The sequence below is a fragment of the Adlercreutzia sp. ZJ138 genome (assembly GCF_011038935.1).
Taxonomy (GTDB): Bacteria; Actinomycetota; Coriobacteriia; order Coriobacteriales; family Eggerthellaceae; genus ZJ141.
Window position 1 is genome coordinate 32,006 of record NZ_JAAKEA010000006.1, and the last position, 24,387, is coordinate 56,392.

General features: G+C 57.7%; 26 protein-coding genes. 23 read left to right on the forward strand and 3 right to left on the reverse strand.

The features are described from left to right. Positions 1–263: 263 nt before the first annotated feature. Together G7Y43_RS03995 and G7Y43_RS04000 are read right to left on the reverse strand one after the other, a co-directional pair. Positions 264–866, reverse strand: a complete 603-nt coding sequence (locus G7Y43_RS03995; RefSeq protein WP_165044337.1) for a helix-turn-helix domain-containing protein — start codon at positions 864–866, stop codon at positions 264–266. Then, positions 836–1,567 (reverse strand): phosphatase PAP2 family protein, encoded by a 732-nt coding sequence (locus tag G7Y43_RS04000; RefSeq protein WP_241158145.1) that lies wholly within the window; start codon positions 1,565–1,567, stop codon positions 836–838. The genes G7Y43_RS03995 and G7Y43_RS04000 overlap by 31 nt, the downstream gene beginning before the upstream one ends. A 202-nt stretch (positions 1,568–1,769) precedes the next feature. On the opposite strand from G7Y43_RS04000, the gene G7Y43_RS04005 reads away from it, so the two are divergent. From G7Y43_RS04005 to G7Y43_RS04040, 8 genes are all read left to right on the forward strand, one after another. Beyond that, positions 1,770–1,976, forward strand: a complete 207-nt coding sequence (locus G7Y43_RS04005; RefSeq protein WP_165044338.1) for a hypothetical protein — start codon at positions 1,770–1,772, stop codon at positions 1,974–1,976. A gap of 300 nt (positions 1,977–2,276) precedes the next feature. Next, positions 2,277–2,522, forward strand: coding sequence for a helix-turn-helix domain-containing protein (locus G7Y43_RS04010; RefSeq protein WP_165044340.1), 246 nt, complete (start codon positions 2,277–2,279; stop codon positions 2,520–2,522). A gap of 5 nt (positions 2,523–2,527) precedes the next feature. Continuing rightward, positions 2,528–3,796 carry a HipA domain-containing protein gene (locus tag G7Y43_RS04015; RefSeq protein ID WP_255464312.1) on the forward strand — a complete coding sequence of 423 codons (1,269 nt, stop codon included), beginning with the start codon at positions 2,528–2,530 and terminating at the stop codon, positions 3,794–3,796. Between the two features lie 366 nt (positions 3,797–4,162). After that, positions 4,163–4,729 (forward strand): DUF6323 family protein, encoded by a 567-nt coding sequence (locus G7Y43_RS04020; protein WP_165044344.1) that lies wholly within the window; start codon positions 4,163–4,165, stop codon positions 4,727–4,729. After that, positions 4,713–5,414 carry a DUF6179 domain-containing protein gene (locus tag G7Y43_RS04025; RefSeq protein ID WP_165044346.1) on the forward strand — a complete coding sequence of 234 codons (702 nt, stop codon included), beginning with the start codon at positions 4,713–4,715 and terminating at the stop codon, positions 5,412–5,414. Before G7Y43_RS04020 ends, G7Y43_RS04025 begins: the two co-directional genes overlap by 17 nt. A gap of 21 nt (positions 5,415–5,435) precedes the next feature. Further along, entirely contained in the window at positions 5,436–6,737 is a 1,302-nt protein-coding gene (locus G7Y43_RS04030; protein ID WP_165044452.1) for an MFS transporter, read from the forward strand. A 467-nt stretch (positions 6,738–7,204) separates the two neighbouring features. Continuing rightward, complete coding sequence (locus G7Y43_RS04035; RefSeq protein WP_241158147.1) at positions 7,205–7,429, forward strand: hypothetical protein; 225 nt, start codon at positions 7,205–7,207, stop codon at positions 7,427–7,429. Positions 7,430–7,661: 232 nt separating this feature from the next. Then, positions 7,662–9,335, forward strand: coding sequence for an RNA-binding domain-containing protein (locus G7Y43_RS04040; RefSeq protein ID WP_165044350.1), 1,674 nt, complete (start codon positions 7,662–7,664; stop codon positions 9,333–9,335). Here G7Y43_RS04040 and G7Y43_RS10715 read toward each other — a convergent pair. After that, the gene (locus tag G7Y43_RS10715; protein WP_255464313.1) at positions 9,332–9,457 is read right to left on the reverse strand and encodes a hypothetical protein; all 126 of its coding nucleotides are present in this window, start codon (positions 9,455–9,457) and stop codon (positions 9,332–9,334) included. The two genes, G7Y43_RS04040 and G7Y43_RS10715, sit on opposite strands and share 4 nt — an antisense overlap. Before the next feature lie 116 nt (positions 9,458–9,573). On the opposite strand from G7Y43_RS10715, the gene G7Y43_RS04045 reads away from it, so the two are divergent. From G7Y43_RS04045 to rsfS, 15 genes are all read left to right on the forward strand, one after another. Beyond that, complete coding sequence (locus G7Y43_RS04045) at positions 9,574–9,963, forward strand: GtrA family protein (protein WP_165044352.1); 390 nt, start codon at positions 9,574–9,576, stop codon at positions 9,961–9,963. 111 nt (positions 9,964–10,074) lie between these two features. Beyond that, a complete protein-coding gene (locus tag G7Y43_RS04050) occupies positions 10,075–11,118 on the forward strand; it encodes a deoxyguanosinetriphosphate triphosphohydrolase (protein ID WP_165044354.1) in 1,044 nt (347 codons plus the stop codon). 163 nt (positions 11,119–11,281) lie between these two features. Continuing rightward, on the forward strand, positions 11,282–12,010 hold the full coding sequence (locus G7Y43_RS04055; RefSeq protein WP_165044356.1) for an AzlC family ABC transporter permease: 729 nt from the start codon (positions 11,282–11,284) through the stop codon (positions 12,008–12,010). Beyond that, entirely contained in the window at positions 12,011–12,349 is a 339-nt protein-coding gene (locus tag G7Y43_RS04060; RefSeq protein WP_165044358.1) for an AzlD domain-containing protein, read from the forward strand. Between the two features lie 206 nt (positions 12,350–12,555). Continuing rightward, positions 12,556–13,905, forward strand: a complete 1,350-nt coding sequence (gene glnA / locus G7Y43_RS04065) for a type I glutamate--ammonia ligase (protein ID WP_165044360.1) — start codon at positions 12,556–12,558, stop codon at positions 13,903–13,905. A 21-nt stretch (positions 13,906–13,926) separates the two neighbouring features. After that, a complete protein-coding gene (locus G7Y43_RS04070; protein ID WP_165044362.1) occupies positions 13,927–14,601 on the forward strand; it encodes a winged-helix domain-containing protein in 675 nt (224 codons plus the stop codon). An 88-nt stretch (positions 14,602–14,689) separates the two neighbouring features. Beyond that, positions 14,690–17,317: a DNA polymerase I gene (gene polA, locus G7Y43_RS04075; RefSeq protein WP_165044364.1), complete on the forward strand. Its 2,628-nt coding sequence runs from the start codon at positions 14,690–14,692 to the stop codon at positions 17,315–17,317. A gap of 278 nt (positions 17,318–17,595) precedes the next feature. After that, entirely contained in the window at positions 17,596–17,979 is a 384-nt protein-coding gene (rplU, locus tag G7Y43_RS04080) for a 50S ribosomal protein L21 (protein WP_165044366.1), read from the forward strand. A gap of 17 nt (positions 17,980–17,996) precedes the next feature. Beyond that, positions 17,997–18,260: a 50S ribosomal protein L27 gene (rpmA, locus tag G7Y43_RS04085; RefSeq protein WP_165044367.1), complete on the forward strand. Its 264-nt coding sequence runs from the start codon at positions 17,997–17,999 to the stop codon at positions 18,258–18,260. Positions 18,261–18,400: 140 nt separating this feature from the next. Then, positions 18,401–19,795 carry a GTPase ObgE gene (gene obgE, locus G7Y43_RS04090; protein ID WP_165044369.1) on the forward strand — a complete coding sequence of 465 codons (1,395 nt, stop codon included), beginning with the start codon at positions 18,401–18,403 and terminating at the stop codon, positions 19,793–19,795. Beyond that, positions 19,795–20,988 carry a glutamate 5-kinase gene (proB, locus tag G7Y43_RS04095; RefSeq protein ID WP_165044371.1) on the forward strand — a complete coding sequence of 398 codons (1,194 nt, stop codon included), beginning with the start codon at positions 19,795–19,797 and terminating at the stop codon, positions 20,986–20,988. Before obgE ends, proB begins: the two co-directional genes overlap by 1 nt. Positions 20,989–21,076: 88 nt before the next feature. Further along, positions 21,077–22,366, forward strand: a complete 1,290-nt coding sequence (locus G7Y43_RS04100; RefSeq protein ID WP_165044373.1) for a glutamate-5-semialdehyde dehydrogenase — start codon at positions 21,077–21,079, stop codon at positions 22,364–22,366. Then, entirely contained in the window at positions 22,366–23,091 is a 726-nt protein-coding gene (nadD, locus tag G7Y43_RS04105) for a nicotinate-nucleotide adenylyltransferase (RefSeq protein ID WP_241158148.1), read from the forward strand. The genes G7Y43_RS04100 and nadD overlap by 1 nt, the downstream gene beginning before the upstream one ends. Further along, entirely contained in the window at positions 23,084–23,869 is a 786-nt protein-coding gene (gene yqeK, locus G7Y43_RS04110) for a bis(5'-nucleosyl)-tetraphosphatase (symmetrical) YqeK (RefSeq protein ID WP_241158149.1), read from the forward strand. The genes nadD and yqeK overlap by 8 nt, the downstream gene beginning before the upstream one ends. Next, positions 23,866–24,387, forward strand: a complete 522-nt coding sequence (gene rsfS / locus G7Y43_RS04115; RefSeq protein ID WP_165044375.1) for a ribosome silencing factor — start codon at positions 23,866–23,868, stop codon at positions 24,385–24,387. The genes yqeK and rsfS overlap by 4 nt, the downstream gene beginning before the upstream one ends.

Below are 24,387 nucleotides of genomic sequence, written 5' to 3' on the forward strand. Positions count from 1 at the left end.
ATACCAGAGCATACGCACTCCGAAGCGTTTGCACGTTTGAAGGGGAGCGTGTGACAACAGGGCATTTCGTGGAGAATCGCCTCCCTGATGCTACCCACATTACCACGTATTCGCCAAGAATTGCAGTCTTGAACCGCGCCCTCCTTCGCGGTATTAGGCATTGTCTGCGATTTGAAAGGGGTGTTGCGCATGGATGCAAACATATGGCTCACCACGAGAATGCTTGTCGGAACAGAAGGCGAGCGCGCAAGGTCCGTCTAAGCCTACTTCCCCTGGGAGATGAAGAAGCCTTTTGCCACCAGCAAGGCGAAGCAGACGATGCCTGCATACGGCTGCCTGGAAGCGATGAATACCGCGACGCCCGCGATCGAGAGGATCATGCCCGCAGCAAGCAGACCCTTGGCCCACGCCGTCTTGTCGAGGTTGGCCGCAATCAACTCGAGCGCACCTTCCAGAACCGTGGCGCAGATAAGCACCGCGAACACGGCCTTCAGCCAGGGGCTGATGCTGGTTAGATCCGCCAGTGCCACTGCGGCGTCGGAGTCCGCGCCGTTGCCGAAGACGGGTACGAATAGAAGCACAACAAGCAGCACGTCGAGCACGCCGCAAATAAGGGAGCGGTACCTGCCGGCAAGCTCCCTCTTGTCCTCGTCTGCTGCCGCGACGAGCTCGTCTGGGCATACGAGCTCGTCTATGGACACGGAGAAGAACTGGGATAACTCCTTGAGCGAGTTGATGCTCGGGTAGCCCCTGCCCGACTCCCACTTCGACACCGCCGTTCGGGAGACGTAAAGGGCCCGTGCGAGCTCCTCCTGTGTGAGAGACTGTGCCCGTCTCAGTTCCTGCAGCTTCTCGCAAAACTCCATCCTCGTCCCTCCGTGTCAGGCTTTGTCCCTCTGTGGTTTGCGAACGTGACGGCCGACAAGTACATCACGAACAGCCCGGCCGCCAAAAGAGCCGCCCCGACGATGTCCGTCGCCCAGTGTACGCCCGACACCAGCCGTCCGAGCACCATGAGTACCGAGAACGCGGCCACGAACGCCGTTGTGGCACTCCTGAGAACGGGACTCTTCGCTCTGCGGTCGACCTGGTACTTCAGCGTCGGCATGACGCTTAAGACCAGGAGTGTCGTAGAAGAAGGATACGACGCTTCCATCATCCCGTCTATGGGCACGGGGCGGTAATTGATCGGGATCATTTCGAAGATCAGGTACCCGAAGATAACGAAAAGGTAATAGGCGCCCAGCAGAAGGAGGTCCGTGTCCACCTGAAGTAGGCTCCTTCTCCTGACCAGCTGCGCAGCGCCCAATGCGCCGAAACACGCGCATATCGCGATGGGCACCAGGCCGAGCCAGTCCGTGATCAAATAGACCCCCATGTGTACGCCCGTCAGTCCGTGGAACCACACGTTGAACGTCGCGAAGCCGACATCCGTCCCGTTCTGGCCGACGGGACGGATGTCCACGCATTGGATGAGCGCAGTCCACAGCGTGAAGGTGACCAGTAGCCCCAACCCCGCGATCAGTTCTTTTCCTCCTACGTTGCGTTTGCTTGTTGTATTCGACACGTGCACCACTTCCCTTCGTCTCGCTGAGGGAAACGCTGACTGGCGTCGTCGTGCCACGTCTGTGTGAGGCTGGCGGGGTTAATCAGCATTTCCCTTGATGCGAGATCAAAGGTAGGAGGTGCGGGCGGCGTTGGAAAGAGCCGCAACGTCGCATCGACGATACGTTCCGTGTCTCACGCCGTTTTCCAGGAGTTTTGCTCAAATGCCGCAGTTTGCGAGATTCGGCGTCAGCGGCATCTCTGGTGTATGTAGTCTAGCCGCAGGAAACGAAACCGTGCTGGCCGAAGCAGTTTGTGTCACCCCGTTCTTCGTAATCGACGGCCTGATCTGCCTTGCCGTGGGCTGTGCCACCTATCTTCCGAAGTCCATCCGCGCCCTTGATGCGGATACCGGCTCAGACAGAAGGTGAGCGCGCAAGATTCGCCCGAACCTACTTCCCCTGTGACAATAGACGTAACATTTTGTCACACGAGTGACGGTCTCCAATTGCGGACGGTGCGGACGGCACAGCGGCTGGTATCAGAGAGGTAAAGGGAGGGATTCCATAACAAAATGGACGGTGTTCGGTTGGTTAAACTGTTGCACAATAGTCGGAGTCGATAGATTACCTATAGGTAAGATATAGCGGATTTCAAACAATATCTTACGCATAGGTATGATACTATGAACTCGACGAATTACCATACCTATATGTAAGAATCGGGCTCACATGAACATAAGTCGCGACCAGATATTGGCGCAGGGTACGCACGTGACAAAGGTGGCCATCATAGGCGCAGCTCTTCGCCAGCGTCGAAAGAAGTTAGGGTACACGCAGGAAGACGTCGCTGACATGCTGGGGTTCAGTCCACGGCTGGTAGGAGAAATAGAACGCGGCAGAGAGACGGTAGGGATCGGCAAAATCCTGCTCTATGCAACAGCAATGGGTATCGACATTGTCGCGTTCGAGAGGTAGCGCTCATGGCAAACCAAGACCTTATCGTATATCGCGAGTACTGCGGCAGCTTCGAAGAGGTGGGACGCGTGGTGTCTACCGAGGAAGGCGTTGGCTTCTCTTACTCCGACAGCTATCTTCAAAACGAAACCGCTCAGTCGATTTCCCATGTGTTTCCTTTGCGGGAAGGGGCTTTCCCTTCTAGTGAGGCGACATCATTTTTCGAAGGTATATTGCCGGAGGGAAGCATGCGGAAAAGCCTGAGTCGCGCTTTTCACGCCAATATCGGCGACATACACTCTTTTCTGGAGCACTTGAACAACGAATCTGCTGGTGCGTTGGTATTCAAGACCGACGGGGAACCACCAAGTGCAAATCGCGGATATCTTCCTCTGGATGAGGGTGATCTTGGGCGTTTTACGGAACACCCGCGAGAATTTGCGCCGCGCGCCGCACACCGTTCAAGGCTGTCTTTGGCGGGAGCTCAGATGAAGGTAGGCCTCTTCTTTGATGACGCGCAAAACAGCTGGTTTTATCCGGAAGGATCAGCTCCTTCAAGCCATATTGTCAAAGCATGCGACGGTAGTTTCCCTCACCAAACAATCAACGAAGCTATTTGTATGAAAGTTGTCTCGCTGCTTGGCTTCGAGGCGGCATCATGTCGTCTTGTCCCTATTGCCGGCCGCGATCCCCTTATCGCCGTCAAGCGATTCGATCGCTACGATGTCGGCGACATCTTCTTGCATCGTCGACATCAGGAGGATTTCTTCCAAGCTTTGCCGCATTTCTATGACAAATACGAACCCACCGATGGAAACTATGCTAACCATTGCGCGAGACTCATCAGCGAGGAAAGTCGGAATCCATTTGGCGATAGAAGGCTGCTTTTCTCGCGCCTGCTGCTTGACTGGGCTTTGGGAAATGCTGACAACCATTTGAAAAACCACTCGATGCTTTGGAGCGAGGATTGGTCGTCGCGAGAGGTGTCGCCGCTGTACGACATTACCTGCACAACAATCTACCCTGAGGTAGATAGAGAGATGGGGGTTTCGTTCGGACGTTCTCGCCGTATAGACAAAGTAACACGTGACGACGTTTTGACGACTGCCCGGTCTTGTGGAGTTGGCGAAAAGTTCGCCAACAACGAGCTTAATGAGCTTTTGGAGACATTTCCCGATGCCTTAAAAAAAGCCACCGACCTTGTTTGTAAAGATGGTTTTCTGGCGGCTCAGAGCGTGGGAGAAAACATTGGGGAAAGCTTCAAAGAGCGACGGGAACTCCTTTGCCGTGATTGATAGAGGATGCGAATAGCGTGTGCGCATTACGACAATGTTGCTGGTGAGACTGCTGTAATTGTTGTAACCGCCGCCACGCCTTTCCTTGAAAAGGCCAAGTCCCACAGGCGCGCCGAGGTGCCTGATGCTACTCACTCCGACCTGGGGAAAATGCGAAAGAATGCCCCCGACCCTACTGTCACCTATTGTCACCCTGTATCAGGCATGGCGCAAGCACCTGACTCTACAACCACTGCAAAGGATTTCGTGGAGAATCGCTCTCTGATACCGCCTACATTACCATTTTTATGCCTGAAATTGCAGTCTTGAACTGTGCATCCCTTCGCGGTATTAAGCATTGTCAGCGATTTGAAAGGGATGGTGTGCATGGACGCAAACGCATGGCTTTCGGCACCGGCGCGGACACGGGCGAATTCGATGCTTGCCGAGGTGAACGGGCGGCTGGCCGCAGGAGGGCTGTCCATCTCCTGCGAAGACGCCCGGATGCTTGCAGAGCGCAGAGACGAAGCGCTGAGAGAGACCGGACGGGTGGAGTTTGGGGTTCCCGCGATCGCGATCGTGACGGAGGCCGTGGCTACGTCGCCCTGCCTTTTTCAAGATGGTCTTGCCCGCGACCTGGCCGATCTACAGGACGCGTTCTATGCCATACGCGACGAGCTGCCGGCCGACGTGCCCGACACGGAGATTGCCGAAGCCATGCGCGGCTGCCTGGACGCATGGGGCGATGTCGCCACAGTCACTTCGATGCCATCAGATGAGATCATGCGCTTTTCCGCTGAATACGTGCGAGTGGCCGAAGCGGAGAACTATGAGACGTACCGCATAACAGACGACGAGGGACACATATACACGTTCGACCCCGTCAAGTGGGACTATGACGAACAGGCCGACGGATGGAACGGAGAGGGATGGGCCGATGATTGGGACGATTAGCGGAAATGGGCTAGAACAGAGCCAGCGCATCCCCGACATCGGCAGGGCGTCGGAGGGCTTCGCCCACCTTATGGCGCACGTTGTCGACCTGTACTGCGCGGGCGGATGTTCGAGCATATCTGCCCACGAAGCGCACGAGCTGGCAGCGTCAGTGGCCTACGTGCTTGGTGTCGCCGACGCCACACCTGATGAGGCCGCTCGCATCCTTGACGTGGACGACCCTGTCGCGCTGTGGCGCGAAGCCATCCAAGATCTGGAAAGACGCACCAATGACGCACTGGCTCTCTGGCGCGAGGCGGTGGCGACCATGCCGCCCATTCGCAACGTCGCACTTCGCGATACCCTGGCAAGCCTGGGCAATATAAAGAAACGCTACAATGTGTACTTCGCCGCGCACGAGGTCCCTTGTGACATCGACTACCAGTTGAGTGTGCCTGTAGACCAAAGCCTCTTGGGACTCGACTACGTTGAAGTGTGGCTGGCGCAGCTCCTTGCCGAGACGCGCTGGATCGCACAATTCGATACGGCCAGCTGCGTGACTGTACTTGAGCGCGTCTGTCCTGACTATCGCGGCCTGCACGTAAATCTCTACGACCTGCTGCTTCCTCAGGAAGACAAACTCACCCGGGTAGGGGGTCCTGCTCTATTGACAGTCGAAATGTGTTGGGACTACGTCGTGGGATAGGTTGGCTTGAAGGAGATCATCATGACCGAAAACAAAAGCGTTTCGCCCGCGTCACACGTCGGCCGTCCTGCCCCTGTGAGTGCCGCCGGCCTGCCGTTACCGAAACGCTGGCTTGCGACCATCGCTTTCATCTGGGCCGGTCAGGCGATGTCGATGTTGACGAGCGGTGCCGCGGGGTACGCCGTGGTGTGGTATGTAACCGAATCGACTGGCAGCGCGCTCGTGCTGGCTTTTATGACCGTATGCGTCTTGCTGCCAACGGGGCTCATCTCGCCGTTTGGTGGGGTGGTGGCCGACCGGCACAACCGCAAGGCTATCATGATCGCCGCCGACGGAGCGGTCGGGCTCATATCGCTTGTCGCTGGTCTGCTCATCCTTGCGGGCGACGTGTCCCTCCCTCTTCTGCTTGCGGTGTGTATCGCCCGCGCAGTCGCCCAGGCCTTCCACTCTCCGGCCATGATGGCGGCCATGCCACTGCTTGTGCCCGACGAGCATCTGCTGCGTATCAACGTGCTCGACCAACTGCTGGTTTCCCTCACGTCCATCGGGGCACCCGCGCTCGGCATATTCCTGTACACCACGCTGGGGTTCTCGTCGGTGATGTTTCTCGATTTCGCAGGCGCGGTGTTCGCCATTCTGGGGCTTGCGCTGGCGAAGGTGCCGACTGTGACCGACAAGGCGGCAAAGCAGCAGCACGTCCTTGCCAATCTGCGCGACGGTTGGCGCGCTGTGACCGCCCATCGCGGGCTCGGGCTGCTCATCGTGATGGTGACCGCGGGCATGATGACCTTCGGGCCGCTTTCGGCCGTGTTCCCGCTCATGACCTACGATCACTTCGGCGGCGACGGCTACGCGGCGTCGCTTACGGAGGCAGCGTTCGGTATCGGTATGTTGGCGGGTTCGGTCGTGCTTATGGTGTGGGGCGGTGGCAAGCGTCTGGCGGCGCTCATCGCGGCGGCGGCCATCGTCGTTGGTCTGGCCACCGCTACATGTGGGCTGTTGCCATCGGACGCGTTCGGCACATTTGTTGTCCTCGTCGCCATCATGGCCGTGGCGTGTGCCTGGTTCAACGGGCCCCTTATGACGCTTGTGCAGCGTACGGTTACAGAAGAAAAGCTCGGACGTGCCATGGGGCTCATCACTGCGGCCCTCGGGCTGGCCACGCCAGTGGGCGTGGCGCTCGGCGGCGTGCTGGCCGAAGCAGTTGGTGTTGCCCCGTTCTTCATAATCGACGGCCTGATCTGCCTTGTCGTGGGCTGCGTCACCTATCTTCCGAAGGCCATCCGAGCTCTTGATGAGGATACCGGCTCAGGCAGAAGGTGAGCGCGCAAGATTCGCCCGAACCTACTTCCCCTGCGACAATAGGGTCAGGGTATTTTGTGTGTTGGGATTGTAACTGAATCCCACTTGCAAAGGTGCAAGTAGACGGCTTGTTTTTGGGTTGGGGTGTCTGCCTGCATCCTTTCGGTAAAGAAAGAGTCAAGAATCGTGCCCGCGCGACGCTGCGCAACCGCCGCACCCAGCAGCTGGTGACGACCGTGGCTCTGCACGGCCTTCTGGTGGGAACAAAGGCGGACCCCGCCACCCGGGAGACCTTCATCTTGGCGAAATGCTCCACGTCCACGGATAGCGCCAGGAACGCTTTGACCTGAGCAAGATGCGCGTGTTCCTTTCCGACGTGCTCTTTGACAGGGAGAAGAGCGGGGGCGAGACTATCTCCATCCCCTTCGGCAAATCTGATTGCGGAGAACGCGTCGCAACAGCAGGGCCAAGAGCAACAGGAGGCGCAGGTGAGCCTCGATTCGCAAAGCGAGTATCCAGACGCCAAGGCATTCAGCATTACGAACCTGTGGTACATGAAGAAATGGTATCGGTTCGATGCCAGCGGATTTGAGAACGAATTACTCCAACAGCTTGTAGGAGAATTAGAAGCCGTGATTCCTGCCAGCTCGAACAAGTTGGCAGCGCGGGAACTGGGCAAGAAAAGCGCGTCTGCTGAGGTGCGTGCGGACTAATGTAAAATCGGCTGAGTAACAAAGCGTTTCCATGCGCCATTACATTAGTTTCCATCCAACATCTACTGATATTCGCAGGTCATGAGCTTGTCCAGTAATGGAGGTGCTCTCTCCTCCATTAGTTTGTCCTGTGGGCTCTTGGAGAGAACCGAAATGGGGACTTTACCAACTAATGTAAATGGGCGTAAAATTACATTAGTTTTGAAATGGAATTACATTAGTTGGGAGTGTCATGATGCGACAGCTGAGCGAGATGCCTTTCCTGGTTCTGCGTCTCATCGGAGACGTTGAAACGGAGGTCGTCGAGTACAAGACCGCGAAGCAGAACTACGACTTCGAGGATATCGGGAAGTACTTCTCGGCGCTCAGCAACGAGGCGAACCTTCGCGGCACGGAATGCGGGTGGCTCCTCTTCGGCATCACGAACGACCGAAAGATCAATGGCACCGCCTACCGTAAGGAGGCGAGGATGCCTAGCGTCGGGCTGCACCGCCTCAAGCGCGAGATTGCAAAGTTCACCAACGAGGGCATGACCTTCGAGGAGATATACGAGTTCGAGATGGAGGGGAAGCGCATCGTCGCCTTCCAGATTCCCGCGGGAACCTTCGCAACGCCGACCACCTGGCATGGCATTCCTTGGTCGCGCGAGAACGAGTCACTCGCCGAGATGCCCAAGTTCAAGCTAGAGGCCATCTACGGGCAGAGCCGTCCTGACTGGTCGCGGCAGCTCGCGTTCGAGGCGAACCTTGATGACCTCGACCCTGATGCGGTGTCGTTCGCCTGCAAGAAGTATGTGGAGAAGTTCGAGGAGAATCAGCCAGCCGTCCGCGACCTGGACGAGGTCTCCATCCTGAGCAAGATGGGGCTCATCATCCATGGGCATGTGACGAACGCTGCACTCGTTCTTCTGGGCAAGTCGGAGTCGAGCGTGTTTCTGGGTGGCATAGAACCCCGCATCACCTGGACGCTCTACGCGAGCGACGGCTCCACAATTGCATACGAGCACTTCGAGCCACCTTTCATCATGCAGGTCGACTGCGTGCTCGGCAAGATTAGAAACGAGAAGTACCGCTTCTTCGACCGCGAGGACACGCTGTTCCCAACTGAGGCGTACCGCTATAGTCCTGAGGTCATCCGCGAGCTTTTACACAACGCGATAGCGCATCAGGATTTCCGGATGTCGGGCAAGATTAACGTGCTGGAGTATGAGGATAGACTCGTGTTCAAGAACGAGGGCACGTTCATTCCTGAGACCATAGAGGCGGCACTCGAGAGCGGCTATAAGCCTCCCTACTACCGCAATCCGCTGCTTTCGAGTGCGATGAACAAGACGGGGATGATGGACCGTAACGCCATCGGTATCCGCAACGTCTTCGACATCCAGCGCGGCCGCCTGTTGCCCATGCCCACCTACGATCTCACCAAGCCGGCTCGCGTGTCGGTGACGCTCTACGGGACCGTGCTGAACGAGGACTACTCCCGACTGCTCGCCAAAGACCCCAACCTGGACCTCGTCACGGTTCTTCTGCTCGACCTGGTGCAGAAGGGGATTCCTATCACTAAGGACCAGTCGCGGCTGCTGCATGAGAGCAAGCTCGTGAGGGGACGTTACCCGAAGCTCACGATATCGGCTGAGGTGGCTGCGGCAACCGGCACACACGGCGACTATGTGAGGACCAAGGGGCTGGACAACAGCGTGTTCAAGGAGCTAATACTGGAGCTGCTGCGAGTGCGTCCGTGCTCGCGTGCGGAGATCATCGCCGAGCTCGACCACGCGCTGCCGGCTGACCTCACAGCCAAGCAGAAGGGTGACCACGTGAGCTATCTGCTCCAGTCGCTGCGCAAGGCGGGCCGGATCACGAACACGGGGAGCACGTCGGCTGCCGAGTGGCGCATCGCCGACTAGCAGTAAGGACTGTAGAAGCTTTTGCCGCCTGCGTTGGTTGATGGATCATGGCGCACCGACAAACCGTAGTCAATGACGAACGCTAACACGCCCACCACGCCGAATTTCTGCCAGATTGTCACCGAACTCCCGTCGATCCCCGCCGAACCATTTCTCAATTCGTCTTCAATTCGTGAAATCGCGATGGCGAGGGAAGTTCGGGCTTGTGTGACGCGCTTGCGTTGTACAATTTACGCCCATGGGAAGATTGATTGCACAAATAATGAAATTCGGCGTGGTGGGCGTGTTAGCGTTCGTCATTGACTACGGTTTGTTGGTGCTGCTCACCGAGCTTTTCGGCATACCGTATTTGGTGTCGGCTACTATTTCGTTTACGGTGTCGGTAGTGTTCAATTATCTGGCGTCCATGCGCTACGTGTTCTCACACAAGCAAGGTATGAGCCGCCGTCGCGAGTTTATTATCTTCGTGGTGCTGTCGGTTGCGGGCCTTCTTATTAACAATGCGTGCCTGTGGGCGGGAACTGACCTTTTGGGCATCGATTATCGCATTACTAAGTTCGCGGCTACTGCGGTGGTTATGGTATGGAATTTCGTCACGCGGAAGAAGTTTTTAGACGGCGGGAAGTAGCGGCGTACAATGGCGCACAGATTCCCGTTGAGCAGCGCGATCCGTCAGAGGTGGAACCGTCGAACGGGGGAGTGAAGGCGCTCGGCGGGCAGAGGGGTTAGGAGCTTCATCATGCGCATCATCTACCGCGAAGATCAAGAGGCGCGCGAACACGTTGTGCTTGACCCGGCGGCGATGTTCGCGGACAAATCGGAGGGGCGCGACCGATCAACTGAACCCGACATCTTGCGCAACGATTTCCAGCGCGATCGCGACAAGATTTTGCATACGAAGTCGTTTCGGCGGTTGTCGCACAAGACACAGGTGTTTCTTGCGGCCGAGGGCGACCACTTCCGCACGCGGCTTACACACACGCTGGAAGTGGCGCAGATTGCCCGCACCATTGCCCGCGCGCTGGGATTAAACGAGGATCTAACCGAGGCTATTTCGCTCGGTCACGACTTAGGGCACACGCCGTTCGGACATACCGGCGAGGAAGCGCTTGCTCGCTCAATCGCGCGACATCGGGGAATGTCACCCGACGACCCTCGTGTGCATCTGCTCTACCAACACAACGTGCAGAGCCTGCGCGTTGTTGAGGTTATCGAGAACGGTGGCAAGGGGCTCAACCTCACGCCCGAGGTGCGCGATGGTATTGTGAACCACACAGGCGACTTGCGTGCCGAGAGCATGGAAGGCCGCATTGTTGCTACGGCCGACCGCATTGCGTATGTGAACCACGACATTGACGACGCTATTCGCGCTGGCATCTTGTGCGAGAGCGATTTACCTGCATCTACGCATCGTGTGCTCGGACCTGATCATTCCTCGCGCATTGAACGGTTGGTGTTCGACATGGTGTCAACTTCGGCGGATGCGGGCGAGATTGCCATGAGTCCTGCGGTATGGGACGCGATGATGGAGCTGAGGCGTTTCCTGTTCGAACGCGTGTATTACGCGCCGGTGGTGGTGGCCGAGGTGGGCAAGGCAACCCGGCTCATCGACTGTTTGTTTGACTATTACGTTTCTCATATGGATGACGTTCCCGAGGAATACCGAGCCATATCTGGAGGCGATGATTTGCGTGCGGTGACAGACTACATTGCTGGCATGACCGACCGTTACGCGAAAACCCAGTTCCATAGCTTGTTCTCGCCCTCATCCATTGGGTTTTAGGGATAGCTGCCTGTAAGGTCGTCTCGGGTTTTGTGCGGGTGCGACAACACCCGCACGCCAGCAGTCGGCTTGTAACCGGCTTGTAACCGGCGTTTCCGTGGGGTTGTTCTACGCGGGATCAAATATCTTGCTCACATGCTCAAAACCGCTATAATCGGGGGCTGTGATTTCTCGCGATGACATACGACAGTCGTTTCAGGCGGCGTTTCCTATCATGTTGGGGTACGTCGCTATTGGCATACCCTGTGGCATCTTAAGCAACTCTATTGGTATGAACGCCCTGCAGGTGTTTGTCATGTCGATCGTGTTCTACTCGGGCGCCGGCCAGTTCATGATTCCTAACATGTGGATTGCCGGTGCTCCCATGGCTTCCATCATCGCCAGCGTGTCGTTGGTGAACACGCGTCAAATGCTGTATTCCGCAGCCTTCGCGCCGGTGTGTCGAACGGCGAATAAGCTGCTGTCGTTCATGTTTGCAGCGTCGGTAACCGACGAGAGCTACGGCGTGAATGTGATCAAGTTTGAGGAAGGCGGCTGGACGGTGGCGCGAGCCACAATGGTGAACGCCTTCTCCAATAGCTCATGGACGCTTTCGAATGTGCTGGGCGTGCTGGTGGGCGACGCTATTGGTATCCCGCTTGCTGTGGCCGCCTTCGCTATGACCTCCATTTTCATTTGCCTGCTGCTTGATCAGAAGATGACGCCGTCGAACGTGGTTGCCATCGTGGTGGCGTTCATAGGCGTGTTTGTGTGTAAGTGCGTGGGGCTTTCTGGCCCGGCCATTCTCATTGGTGCGGTTTGTGGTGTGGTGGCGGCCATGGTGTTCGCAACGGTTCGGGGCGAGTCGCTTCACGGTGAGGCTGACGGTAGCAGGGAAGCGGAGGTGAGCTAGATGGAACCAATGGGTTGGACTCAGTTTTTCATCGTGTTCGCCTGCTGTTCGGTGACTATGATCATCTGCCGCGTGGCACCGCTCTTTTTGCTGAAGGGCCGTGCGCTACCTGAACATGTTGAGCGGGCGCTGGGCTTTATCCCACCGGCGGCGTTTGCGGCGCTTGTGGCCAACGACCTGCTGTCGCCGAACATGTTCGATGCGGGCTTGTGGCCAGCGGCTATTCCCTTGCTTGCCGCAGCCGTGGTGGTAGTGGTTGCGAAGCGTACACATTCGCTTCTGTGGTGCGGCATTGCGGGTGTTATCGCGTATGCGCTTCTGATGGCCATTCCGCTGTAGTGCCGGCGAATTGGTAAGATGTGACACGCACCGCATGCCACCGTGCACGTGGGAGCGTGCCGTGTGTTGCGGCTCGAACAAGCTGTCCGTTGCGGCTCGAACAAACCACTCGTCGCGGCCCTGCCAACAAGCCGCCTGTCGAGGCTTTGCAAACAAGCTGCCTGTTGTGGCCCGATACCATATGATCGAAAGTGAGGCGTAGGCGCATGCCGTCGAATCCCGATCAGGATTTCGTCCTGAAAACCATCAAAACTCGCGATGTCCATTTCGTGCGTTTCTGGTTCACCGACGTGCTGGGTGCCATGAAGTCGTTCGCTGTCATACCCAGCGAGATGGAGGATGCGTTTTCGGTAGGAATGGGTTTCGATGGCAGTTGTATCAACGGTTTTTCCGGTATGCAGGAATCCGACATGCTTGCATTTCCCGATGCTTCAACGTTTCAAGTGCTGCCGTGGCGTCCGTCTGATAACGCGGTAGCGCGCATGTTCTGCAGTATTCGCACGCCCGATGGGCGCGCGTTTGAGGGCGACCCGCGCTTCGTACTTAAGCGCATGGTAGACAAGGCAGCTCAGATGGGTTACGTGTTCAACGTTGGACCCGAGGTTGAGTTCTATTACTTCGCGAACGCGAGCGCAACTGCCCCCGAGCCGCTTGATCGCGGTGGCTACTTCGATCTGACCAGCCTCGATTCCGCCAGCGACCTGCGACGTGATACCGTACTTATGCTCGAGCGCATGGGCATTCCTGTGGAATACAGCCACCATGAGGCCGGCCCCAGCCAAAACGAAATCGATTTGCGCTTCACCGACGCGCTGTCCATGGCTGATGCCGTGATGACGTATAAGCTGGTGGTGAAGGAAGTCGCCATGAAGCATGGCGTGTACGCGTCGTTTATGCCTAAGCCGCTTTCCGATGCGCCGGGAAGCGCCATGCACGTTCATCAGAGCTTGTTCGATATGGACGGAAACAATGCCTTCTTCGACGCAAATGATCCGCAAGGTTACGGTCTTTCGGCGCTTGCCAAGCACTACTTGGCAGGTCTTTTGAAGTACGCGCCGGAGTTTTGCCTGGTCACCAACCAGTACGTGAACTCCTACAAGCGCTTGACCGCAGGCGGCAACGCGCCGACGTATCTGTCATGGGGCCGTTCTAACCGTTCGACGCTCGTGCGTGTGCCGGGGTATCGCCCCGGAAATGAGTCGGCGTGTCGCATCGAGTTGCGCAGCCCCGATCCGGCAGCGAACCCTTATCTGGCATTTTCGGTTATGCTGGCGGCGGGCTTGCGCGGTATCGAAGACAAACTTGAACTCGTGTGTCCTGTGGAAGGTCAAGACTTGTTCCGCTACTCGCGTCAGGAACTGCGCGAACAAGGGCTTCGTACGCTGCCCGAGAGCCTGGGCGAGGCAATTGATCTGTTCGCCGCATCCGACCTCATGCGTGAGACACTCGGCGATCACATCCATTCCTACCTAGTCGACACGAAGCGGAAAGAATGGAGCGACTATCAGGGGTTCGTTTCGCAATGGGAGCGCGATCGCTTCCTCGCCGTGTTGTAGGCGGGAGGGAAGGTGCAACCCATGCAACGTAAGACAGTTATTTTTGTGGCGGACAGCCTGGACAACGCACATAAGTTCCAACAGGTGCTTTCGTATTTTGATGTTGATGTGGTGGCGGGCTCGTCGATGCAGTTTAAAAAGCTGCTGGTGCAGCATGCCGGTGCCGATCTGGTTATCTACGAAATGCGTGCCGACGCAAGTGCCGACGTGTCAGGTATCGAACAGGCTATTTTGGAAGATACGCAAGCGGCACTGCTGGTTATTCTATCGGCCGAACAGCTGGTCGATTTCCGTCTTCCGTTGCAGCTGAAGAGCGATTTCGTGGTACGCGGTGCAACGAGTGAGGAATGTACAGCGCGCATTCGGCAGCTTTTGTGGCCGGGCAACGAGTCGTCATCGTCGGACTATATATCTATCGACGGCATGACGGTGAACTTGGCAACCTATCAGGTGTCGGTTGGTGGCGAACCGCTCGACCTTACGTATTTGGAATATGCTCTGCTGTCGTTTTTGGTTACGCATCCGGGTCGCACGTATTCGCGCGATGCGCTGCTTCGCCGCGTGTGGGGTTTTGACTATTACGGCGGGTCGCGCACGGTTGACGTGCACGTGCGCCGCGTTCGAGCGAAGCTTGGCCCCGAGTTGGCACAGCGCTTAGAAACGGTGCGCGGCGTCGGGTATTTGTGGAACGCATAGGGTTATTAAAGCACGATGCGCGCCGCGATGGTGGTAAGCATGCATATACTGAAAGCCGCAAGACGCAAAGCGACGGAGGTTTGTTTTCATGCCTAAAAAAGTGGCTGTCATCGATGGTAATTCTCTCATGCATCGCGCGTTTCATGCGGTGCCGCCTACCATGAACGCTCCCGATGGGCGGCCGACGAACGCTGTGTTCGGCTTTCTGTCAATGCTGCTCAAGTTCGTGGATGTGGCTGCACCCGACGCCATTGTGTGTGCGTTCGATGCTGGGCGTCCGAAGGTTCGTACCGAGGCACTTGCCCAGTACAAGGCGCAACGCCCGCCGATGGATGAGAGTCTGAAAACACAGTTTCCCATCATTGAAGAGCTGCTCGTCGCTATGAATGTGCCGGTTGTGCGCGTGGACGGTTGGGAAGGCGACGATGTGTTGGGAACGATATCGGCTGAAGGTGAGCGGCTCGGCTATCAAACGCTGCTCGTGTCGGGCGACAAGGACGTCTACCAGCTGACGAGTGAACTCACGCGCGTGGTCACCACCAAGAAGGGTATCACCGACATTGCCGTGTATGGTCCCAAAGAGGTGTTCGAGCGCTACGGTGTCACGCCCGAGCAGTTCCCCGACTTCTTAGGATTGATGGGCGACTCATCCGACAACATTCCTGGCGTTCCTGGCATTGGTGCGAAAACTGCTTCCAAATTGCTTTCGCGTTTTGGAAGCCTCGAGGGTATCTACGAGCACATTGACGAGCTGAAGGGTAAGCAGAAAGAGCACCTGGTTGACAACGAGCAGGCGGCATACTTGAGCCGTGAGGTGGCAACTATCGTGCGTGACCTTACCGTCGAATGCGATCTTGAGCAGGCGTCGTTTCCCTCCTTTGATCCCAAGGCGGTGGCAGAGGCCTTTGGTGAGTATCGGTTGAATTCCCACCTGGCGCGCATTCTGAAGCTCGTGGGGCAGGAACCCGTGAAGAAGTCGGCGGAGCTTTCTTGGGAACCTGTAATGCATGGCGAGGATGCATGGGAGTTGCTGCGCGGTGCGTGCGAGGGCGCAGCAACGGTGGGTGTGGCGTTCGCTGAGCCGGAACAGACAACGCTTTTCGGTGGCGAAGTAGTGTTTGCGGTAAACTCGAGTGCTGGCACTGCTGTGTTTGATGGCGACGACGGGCTTCGCGCGTTTGCTGACGTGGTGGGTCGGTGCCGCTTCGCCTCGCTCGATGTGAAGTCTGATCTACACCGCATCTTTCCGGCCGATTCGCTGTCGGAAACACTCATCGGAGAAAAAGAGCTGTTTGACGCCGATTTCTTCGACCTGGGGCTAGCTGCGTATGTGCTCAATTCGTCGCAGTCGGCTTATTCGCTCGATGCGCTGCTGGAAGAATACGCGGGTGGTTGCATACCCGAGGCGAAAACTGATGCCGATCGAGCCGTCTTGGCGGCCGCGGCGTCGCGAACGCTAGTTGACCCGCTTGTCAGCGTGCTTCGCCGTGATGGCAGCCTTTCGACGTATACCGATATCGACCTGCCGTTGGTACCCGTGCTCGCTTATATGGAGCGCACGGGGGCCGCTATCGACACGGATCGTTTGGCTGAGCTTGGTCGCTCGACGGGCGAAGAACTCGAATCGCTGCGGACGACTATTCATCAGGCGGCGGGCGAGGAATTCAATATCGATTCACCTAAACAGCTTGGGCATGTGCTGTTCGACGTACTGGGTCTTCCCGCCAAGAAGAAGACGAACCGGGGGTATTCAACCGACGCCAGTGTGCTCAAGGAGCTCGTTTCGGTGCATGAGCTGCCCGCGCTGGTGCTGCGCTATCGCGAGCTGGCAAAGATCAAGTCGACCTACATCGATGCGCTGCCGGCTATGCGGGCAAGTGATGGGCGCGTGCACACGTCGTTCAACGAGACGGTTACAGCGACGGGCCGCTTGTCGTCGTCGAACCCGAACCTACAAAATATTCCTGTGCGCACCGACTTCGGACGTCAGATTCGCGAGTGTTTCGTGCCGCTTGAGCAGGGCAGTCTGTTCTTATCGGCTGACTACTCGCAGATCGAGCTGCGGTTACTTGCACACCTGTCGGCCGACGAGCACCTGGTGGCCGCGTTCAATTCAGGTGAGGACTTCCATGCCAGCACCGCCGCGCGTGTGTTTGGGCTGCCGGTTGATCAGGTGACACCAACGCTGCGAAGCCGCGCGAAGGCCGTAAACTTCGGCATTGTGTATGGTCAGCAGGCGTATGGCCTCTCACAAAGCTTGGATATTCCCTTTGGCGAAGCGAAGAACATGATCGATCGCTATTTCGAGGCGTATCCGGGCGTGCGCGCTTATTTGGATGAAACCGTGAATCAGGCGAAGGAGAATGGTTACGCCGAAACGATGTTCGGTCGCAAGCGACACATTCCCGAACTGCGCGCGAGCAACGCCACGCAGCGCGGGTTCGGTGAGCGTACAGCCATGAACCATCCTATGCAGGGAAGTGCAGCCGATATCATAAAGCTAGCTATGTTGGAAGTGGCCCGTCGCTTGCGCGAAGAAGGCTTCCGCGCAAAGCTACTGCTGCAAGTACACGACGAACTGGACTTCAGCGTGCCAGCTGACGAGGTAGATGCCTTGACTCGCATGGTCACTGACGTCATGCAAAACGTCGTTTCGCTGCGCGTGCCCCTGGTGGTAGACGTATCAGCTGGCACCACCTGGGCCGAAGCCCACTAGCGGCACGAGTGGTACGAGCAGACGTAGGCGAACTTTTTTCATGTTTGGCGAAGATTTACTTTCGTATGTGGCGATTTGTAGTGATTTGTAGTAGGAAAAAACCATAAGTTTCTCTTTTGTGGGCGGGGGTTTTCTGGTACCATGCAAACGTTGCGCCCAAATGGGCACAGCGTAGGAAGAGCGCGATGATACACGCGGACCGTGCAAACCGCTTTGGCAACATGCTACGGACACGTTGACAAGTTATCGCCATGCGACTTTTCATACAAGGAGAAAACATGTACGCAATCGTGAAAACGGGCGGCAAGCAGTATAAGGTTGCCGCAGGCGACAGGATCAACATCGAGAAGATCGATGCTGAGGTTGGCGCCACAATCGAGCTCGAGGCAATTTGCATTGTTGACGGCGACAAGGTTGAAGTTGACCCCGCCAAGGCTGCGCAGACGAAGGTGACCGCGGTCATCATCGAGCAGTTCAAGGGTGACAAGCAGCTGATCTTCAAGTTCAAGAAGCGCAAGAACTACAAGAAGCTGCGCGGTCATCGCCAGCGTCTGACCCGTGTTGAGATCGAATCTGTCGGTGCTGATAAGGCCCCTAAGAAGGCCGCAGCGAAGAAGGCTGAGGTTTCCGCTGAGGAACCTGCAGCCGCCGATGCCGAGTAAGCGAAGGAGGGATAGTCATGGCACATAAGAAAGGTCTTGGCTCTACTCGAAACGGTCGCGATTCCCATTCGAAGCGACTTGGCGTGAAGATGTTTGCCGGTCAGAAGGTGCGCACCGGCAATGTTATCGTCCGCCAGCGCGGCACGCACATCCATCCGGGCGAGAACGTCGGCCGTGGTGGCGACGACACGCTGTTCGCTCTGTGCGATGGTACGCTCGAGTTCACGCGCGGGCAGAAGCGCCGTGTTCACGTGCGTCCCGAAGTTGAGGCCGAGGCGTAAACTCGTCTTCAACGATATCGTATGATTTCGAGTGCCCCCTGCGCATCAGGGGGCACTTTGCATAGTGCGCCGAGTGCGGGTGTCTGTGCCTGATGTGCAAATGAAGCGTTTGAGCCAATGATCTAAAGAAGGGTGTTTGCATGTTCGTAGACAAGGTTCGGATATTCGTGAAGGGCGGCGACGGCGGTGCGGGCTGCATGTCATTTCGTCGCGAGGCTCATGTGCCGAAGGGAGGGCCTGACGGCGGCGATGGAGGACATGGCGGTAACGTGGTGGTAAAGGCCGATGCCAGCTTGTCGTCGCTGATCGACTACCGTTTCAAGCATCATTTTAAGGCGCAGCGTGGCGTGCATGGCAAGGGTAGCCGCATGCATGGTGCCACAGGTGATGATTTGGTGTTGAAGGTGCCGGTGGGTACCATCGTGCGCGAGTACTTCGAAGAAACGAAGGAAACCGGCGAGACGATCGCTGATCTCACGCGCGACGGCGAGAGCGTGATCGTGGCTGATGGTGGTATGGGCGGCCGAGGCAACATCCACTTCGTCACCTCGACACGCCGCGCGCCGGCATTCGCCGAGCTGGGCGAGCCTGCCCAGGAACGCTGGATTGAGTTTGAGATGAAACTCATGGCCGACGCAGCGCTGGTGGGTATGCCTTCAGCTGGCAAGTCGTCGCTTATCGCGCGCATCAGTGCTGCTCGTCCGAAGATCGCCGACTACCCTTTCACCACGCTCGTGCCGAACTTAGGCGTGGCGACGAGCGGCGACTACAGCTTTGTAGTAGCCGACGTTCCGGGCCTAATCGAAGGCGCGCATGAAGGCCGTGGGCTGGGGCATGAGTTTCTTCGGCATATCGAGCGCACGGCGCTTATCGTGCACATTGTAGACTTAACGGGCGACTGGGAAGGGCGCGACCCGCTCGAAGACTATCGTGTTATCAACAATGAATTGGCGCTGTATGCCGATGAATTGGCAGCTCGGCCGCGCATTGTTGTGGCGAACAAAATTGACGCTGCGCATGACGATGTAGTTGTGGCCAAGTTGGCCGATATGGTGCTGGCCGATTCTATTGCGGCTGCTGGTGGTGATGAGTTCGCGCCAAGCCCGATCGACCCGAAGCTCTATCGTATCAGCGCGCTTACTGGCGAAGGGGTGGAGAGCCTGAAAGCTGCCATTGCGCACAAGGTTCGCGAGCTTCGCGAGGCGGCCCGCGATGCGGTGGCGAGTGAGGCGAGCTATGACCAGGTATGGGAGCATCGTCGCGCAGCAAAAGACAAGACACTTTCTGTCGAGATGCTCAGCGATGGTGTTTACCGCGTGTCGGGTCCGCAGGTGGAGCGGATGGTTGTGCAGACCGATTGGGAAAACGAGGAAGCTGTCGCCTTCTTCCAGCACCGTTTCAAGCGTTTGGGTGTTGATAAGGAGCTTGAGCGCGCCGGTGCTGTCGATGGTGACGAGATACGCATTCTCGGGTACGCATTCAACTTCGAGTCGGCCCGCATGGCAAACGACGACTACGAGGAGCTTGATCTGTAATGGGTGGCTGTGAGCAAGCGGTTGCGCGGCCGACTGATTGTGAAGGTATCGGTTCGTGTTCGCAAGGTGGCGATGTTCGTCGTCGGCGTCTCGTCGTGAAAATAGGGTCCTCGACGCTAACTACGTCGGAAAGTAAGGTTGACTACGCATTTCTGTCGTCAGTTGCCGATCAGATTTCCCGCGTTCGCGAGGCGGGGTGGGATCCGGTTATCGTTACGTCGGCAGCTATTGCGTGCGGGCTTGAAGCCATGGGCATTGAGGTGCGGCCGAAGGACATGCCCAGCCTTCAGGCGGCTGCGTCGGTTGGTGCAAGCGTGCTTTCGTCTGCGTACTCCCGCGCGTTTTCCGCATACAGTGTAGGAACGTCGCTTGTGCTGCTCACGCGGCGCGATACAGCCGATCGCACGGCCTACCTGCACGCGCGCGACACCTTCAACCGGCTGTTGGAGCTTGGTGTGGTTCCTATTGTGAACGAGAATGACACGGTGTCGGTTGAACAAATTCGCTTTGGCGACAACGACACGTTGGCGGCTTTGGTGGCGTGTCTTATCGATGCTGATCTGATGGTTATTATGTCCGACATCGACGGACTCTATGATGCGAATCCCCACACGTGTCCCACGGCGCGTCTGATCGAGCAGGTTGGCGCCATCACGCCCGACATCATGTCGGTTGCAGGAGGCGTGGGGTCGTCGGTAGGGTCAGGTGGCATGGTTACCAAAATCAAGGCCGCGCGTGTGCTTACGGTGGCGGGCATCCCCATGGTCATCTGCCATGGGCGCACGCCCGACTGCATTGTGGACGCTGCCGCAGGTAAGCGCATCGGTACGCGGTTCACGGCGGAGAAAAAGCCGCATGAGGTTACGGCGAAAAAGCTCTGGATCGCGCTCGCCGATTCTCCACGAGGGTCGCTTATGGTGGATGCGGGCGCAAAAGCGGCGCTCATTGACAAGGGTAGCTCGTTGCTTGTCGTTGGTGTGTGTGGTATGGAAGGGCGCTTCTTGGAAGGCGACATTGTGGACATAAAGGACACGACCGGGCACGTGTTTGCCCGCGGTCGTGTGCGTGCCGATGCCGACCTGGTTGATCTTGCTGTTGGGAGAGCTCGCGCACAGCTGCGTGCGAACGCCATTCTGGCACAGTTGGCCGATCGCGAGCTCGTACACCGCGACGAGCTGGTAGTGTTTGAGTAACTATCAAAGGCTCTCGCTGACGTAGTAGGAAACCTGTGAGTTTGACATTTGATAGATCTGGAAACCGGCGCAGCCGAAAGGGGGCAACATGGGTGTTGAGGAAGAGGTGCGCGCGTTAGCGCTGCGGGCGCGCGACGCAAGCGTGGCACTGGCCGCTGCGAGTGGTCAGGCGCGCAACAATGCCCTTTCCGCGATGGCTTCGGCGTTGCGAGAGCATGTGGCAGACGTTGTTGCGGCAAACGAGCGCGACATGGAAGCTGCTCGTAAGGTGGGCACGTCTGAGGCGATTCTCGACCGGTTGATGCTCGATGCGGCGCGCGTGGATGCCATGGCGTGTGCGCTTGAGGAATTGCGCGAGCTTGAAGATCCGCTTGCGTGTGTGCAGGCGCAGCGTACGCTATACAACGGCATTGAGCTTACGCGCGTGAGCGTGCCACTTGGCGTGGTTGCCGTGGTCTACGAGGCACGGCCGAACGTGACGGCCGATGCGGCAGGTATTTGCGTGAAGTCCGGTAATGCGGTCGTGCTGCGCGGCGGCAGCTTGGCGGCGCATTCGAATGAGGCTATCGCACGGGTGCTGTCTGAAGCGGCGGCAAGCGTTGGTTTGCCAGCCGATGTTGTTTGCGCTATCACTACTACCGACCGCGCAGCGACTGACGCACTTATGCAGCTCCACGGCATAGTCGACGTGCTTATTCCACGTGGAGGGGCGGGGCTTATCCGCCACTGCGTGGAATGCTCGAAGGTGCCGGTCATCGAAACGGGTACAGGCAACTGCCATGTGTATGTGCACGAATCTGCCAATCTTAACAGGGCGCGTGATATCGTGGTGAACGCGAAGTGCCGCCGTTTCGGTGTGTGCAACGCCGCTGAAACGCTGCTCGTAGATACGTCAGTTGCACATGAGTTTTTGCCAGATGTGCTTGCGGCGCTCGCCGAGCGCGGTGTGCTCGTGCATGGTGATGAGACGGCATGCGCCTGCGCGTTGGCGGCGGGCAACAACGTGCGCTGCGTGAGCGCATCCGAGGACGACTGGGCTACCGAGTATCTAGCACCTGAAATCGCGGTGAAGTGCGTTTGTGGTGTCGATGAGGCCATCGCACACGTGAATCGCTACGGCACGAAGCATTCCGAAGCCATTGTTGCAGATGAAGCGTCTGCAGCGGGTGTGGCGGCCATTGAGGCGTTTCTGGCACGGGTTGACGCGGCAGCGGTGTATGCGAATGCGTCGACGGCGTTTACCGATGGTGGGCAGTTCGGTTTGGGAGCTGAGATCGGCATTTCCACGCAGAAGCTGCATGCGCGCGGGCCGTTTGCGCTTGATGCGCTCACCTCATACAAGTACGTGCTGCGCGGCAACGGACAGGTGCGCGCATAGTGGATACCCTCTTTGATGGTGTGGCCGACGTTGTGGTGAGCCAGCGCTTCGAGCGATTAGGGGCCGATGGTGCACCACGGCGTTTAGGCATCATGGGTGGTACGTTTGATCCTGTTCATGTGGGGCACGTGGCGTGTGCTGATGAAGTGCGCCGCATCTGCAGGCTCGATGCCGTACTGCTTGTTCCTGCGGGTGTGTCGGTGTTCAAGAAGGGCCGCGATGTTGCGCTAGCTGCGCACCGCTTGAACATGTGCCGCTTGGCCGTTGCCGCACACTCAGGGCTTGACGTGAGCGCCATCGAGGTTAACCGTCCCGGTGACTCTTACACTGCAGACACGTTGCGGCAGCTGCGGGCGCACTACCCGAAAAACGTGGAGCTTTTCTTCATCGTTGGGGCCGATGCGGCAGCCACACTTGGTAGCTGGCACGAACCCGAAGCTATTGCGCGTGCAGCGCGCATCATCGCTATGACGCGTCCAGGGCATATCGTGGCGCCGGAGTGCCGGGCGAGTCTTGCGGTGCAAGGCTTCTCCGTCGATTACGTACGCGTGGCCGATTACCCCGTGTCGTCGAGTGCCATTCGCGAAAAGCTTGCGAAGGGCGAATCGGTTCGCGATCTGTTGGCGCCAAACGTGTATGATTACGTGAGCGCGCACGGCCTGTACCGTTGCGCAGGCGAATGGAAAGCGAAGCAATGTGGCAAGGGGGGTGCGGTGCGTGGCTGATGTAGGCAAGCGAAAGAAGCGAGCGTCAAAGCGCAGCGCGTGCGTCGAGCGTGCTTCCAAAAGCGCGAGCATGTGTGCCACCGATCCTCAAACCGCTTTCGGTGTATTGGGCACGCATGATCCCGACGCCCTGTCTGACGAGTTTTTCTGCGCGCGTAAAACCGAGCTTTCTGGGCGTGTGGGGAAGAAGCGCTTCGCTCATGTTATGGGCGTGGTGGAAACCGCTGAGTGCCTGGCGCGTGAGTATGGGGCCGATATTGCGATGGCGCGTCTGGCTGCGCTGCTGCACGATTGGGACAAGGCGTATGATGATGACGGCATTCGAGCTCGCGCGCGTGAGTTTGGCGTAGATGCTGAGGTGCATGCCGATATGATGGAGTCGATGCCTCAACTGCTGCACGGTCCAACTGCCGCAGCGGCGCTCGCCGCAGAGTACCCCAGCATTCCGAACGAGGTGCTCCAAGCGGTGCGGCTTCATACGACAGGAAGCGTTTGTATGACCGACCTCGACATGATTGTGTACGTAGCGGACATGATCGAGCCGGGCCGGTGCTATGACGGACTCGATGAGCTGCGGGCTCTCGTGGGGCGCACGTCGCTCGAAGAGTTGTTCGTCGCTTCATTCGCACATGTGATGCGAATGCTGGTCAGACGAAGGAAACTGCTGTACACGCCCACGGTGGGCGTATGGAACCATTATATGATGCGGGCCCGCAAGCGAGCTTCTGCTGAGCAGAGTGCCATTGCGTACGCATCACAAGGAAAGGATAACCGGTGACCAAAAAGCAAACAAACGAGGCACCTTCGCGCGAGTGTGCCCTCATTGCTGCGAAGGCGGCTAATGCGAAGAAAGCGACTGACATCATGGTGCAGGAGGTGCGCGAGCTGATCGGCGTCACCGACTACTTCGTTATCGCCACCGCACGCAACGACCGCCAGGTGAACGCCATTATCGACGAGGTTGAAGAAAAGCTGCGTGTTGACGGTGGGGTGAAGCCTCTGCATCGCGAGGGAACGCAGGATGGTACCTGGGCGCTGTTAGATTACGGCAACATTGTTGTCCATGTGTTCCAGCCCGAAACACGCGAGTTCTACCGCCTTGAGGATCTGTGGAATGACGCTCCTGTTATCGACTTGGCGGCCGAAGCGGGGCTTGTTGATGTCGAGTACTCCGATCGCATCGCAAAGATGCTCGATCGGCGCGAGCCTGCCGCCAATGTCGCCGATGTCGCTGATGCTGGTAAGCCTGCTGCCGATCGCCAGGCGGTGCCTGCTGAAAGCGTTGCTGGGGAATAG

Coding starts and splice junctions, on each gene's coding strand:
- G7Y43_RS03995 (WP_165044337.1), bottom strand. CDS start 866: ATGGAGTTTTGCGAGAAGCTGCAGGAACTGAGACGGGCACAGTCTCTC.
- G7Y43_RS04005 (WP_165044338.1), top strand. CDS start 1,770: ATGCCGCAGTTTGCGAGATTCGGCGTCAGCGGCATCTCTGGTGTATGT.
- G7Y43_RS04010 (WP_165044340.1), top strand. CDS start 2,277: ATGAACATAAGTCGCGACCAGATATTGGCGCAGGGTACGCACGTGACA.
- G7Y43_RS04015 (WP_255464312.1), top strand. CDS start 2,528: ATGGCAAACCAAGACCTTATCGTATATCGCGAGTACTGCGGCAGCTTC.
- G7Y43_RS04020 (WP_165044344.1), top strand. CDS start 4,163: ATGGACGCAAACGCATGGCTTTCGGCACCGGCGCGGACACGGGCGAAT.
- G7Y43_RS04025 (WP_165044346.1), top strand. CDS start 4,713: ATGATTGGGACGATTAGCGGAAATGGGCTAGAACAGAGCCAGCGCATC.
- G7Y43_RS04030 (WP_165044452.1), top strand. CDS start 5,436: ATGACCGAAAACAAAAGCGTTTCGCCCGCGTCACACGTCGGCCGTCCT.
- G7Y43_RS04040 (WP_165044350.1), top strand. CDS start 7,662: ATGATGCGACAGCTGAGCGAGATGCCTTTCCTGGTTCTGCGTCTCATC.
- G7Y43_RS04045 (WP_165044352.1), top strand. CDS start 9,574: ATGGGAAGATTGATTGCACAAATAATGAAATTCGGCGTGGTGGGCGTG.
- G7Y43_RS04050 (WP_165044354.1), top strand. CDS start 10,075: ATGCGCATCATCTACCGCGAAGATCAAGAGGCGCGCGAACACGTTGTG.
- G7Y43_RS04060 (WP_165044358.1), top strand. CDS start 12,011: ATGGAACCAATGGGTTGGACTCAGTTTTTCATCGTGTTCGCCTGCTGT.
- glnA (WP_165044360.1), top strand. CDS start 12,556: ATGCCGTCGAATCCCGATCAGGATTTCGTCCTGAAAACCATCAAAACT.
- G7Y43_RS04070 (WP_165044362.1), top strand. CDS start 13,927: ATGCAACGTAAGACAGTTATTTTTGTGGCGGACAGCCTGGACAACGCA.
- polA (WP_165044364.1), top strand. CDS start 14,690: ATGCCTAAAAAAGTGGCTGTCATCGATGGTAATTCTCTCATGCATCGC.
- rplU (WP_165044366.1), top strand. CDS start 17,596: ATGTACGCAATCGTGAAAACGGGCGGCAAGCAGTATAAGGTTGCCGCA.
- rpmA (WP_165044367.1), top strand. CDS start 17,997: ATGGCACATAAGAAAGGTCTTGGCTCTACTCGAAACGGTCGCGATTCC.
- obgE (WP_165044369.1), top strand. CDS start 18,401: ATGTTCGTAGACAAGGTTCGGATATTCGTGAAGGGCGGCGACGGCGGT.
- proB (WP_165044371.1), top strand. CDS start 19,795: ATGGGTGGCTGTGAGCAAGCGGTTGCGCGGCCGACTGATTGTGAAGGT.
- G7Y43_RS04100 (WP_165044373.1), top strand. CDS start 21,077: ATGGGTGTTGAGGAAGAGGTGCGCGCGTTAGCGCTGCGGGCGCGCGAC.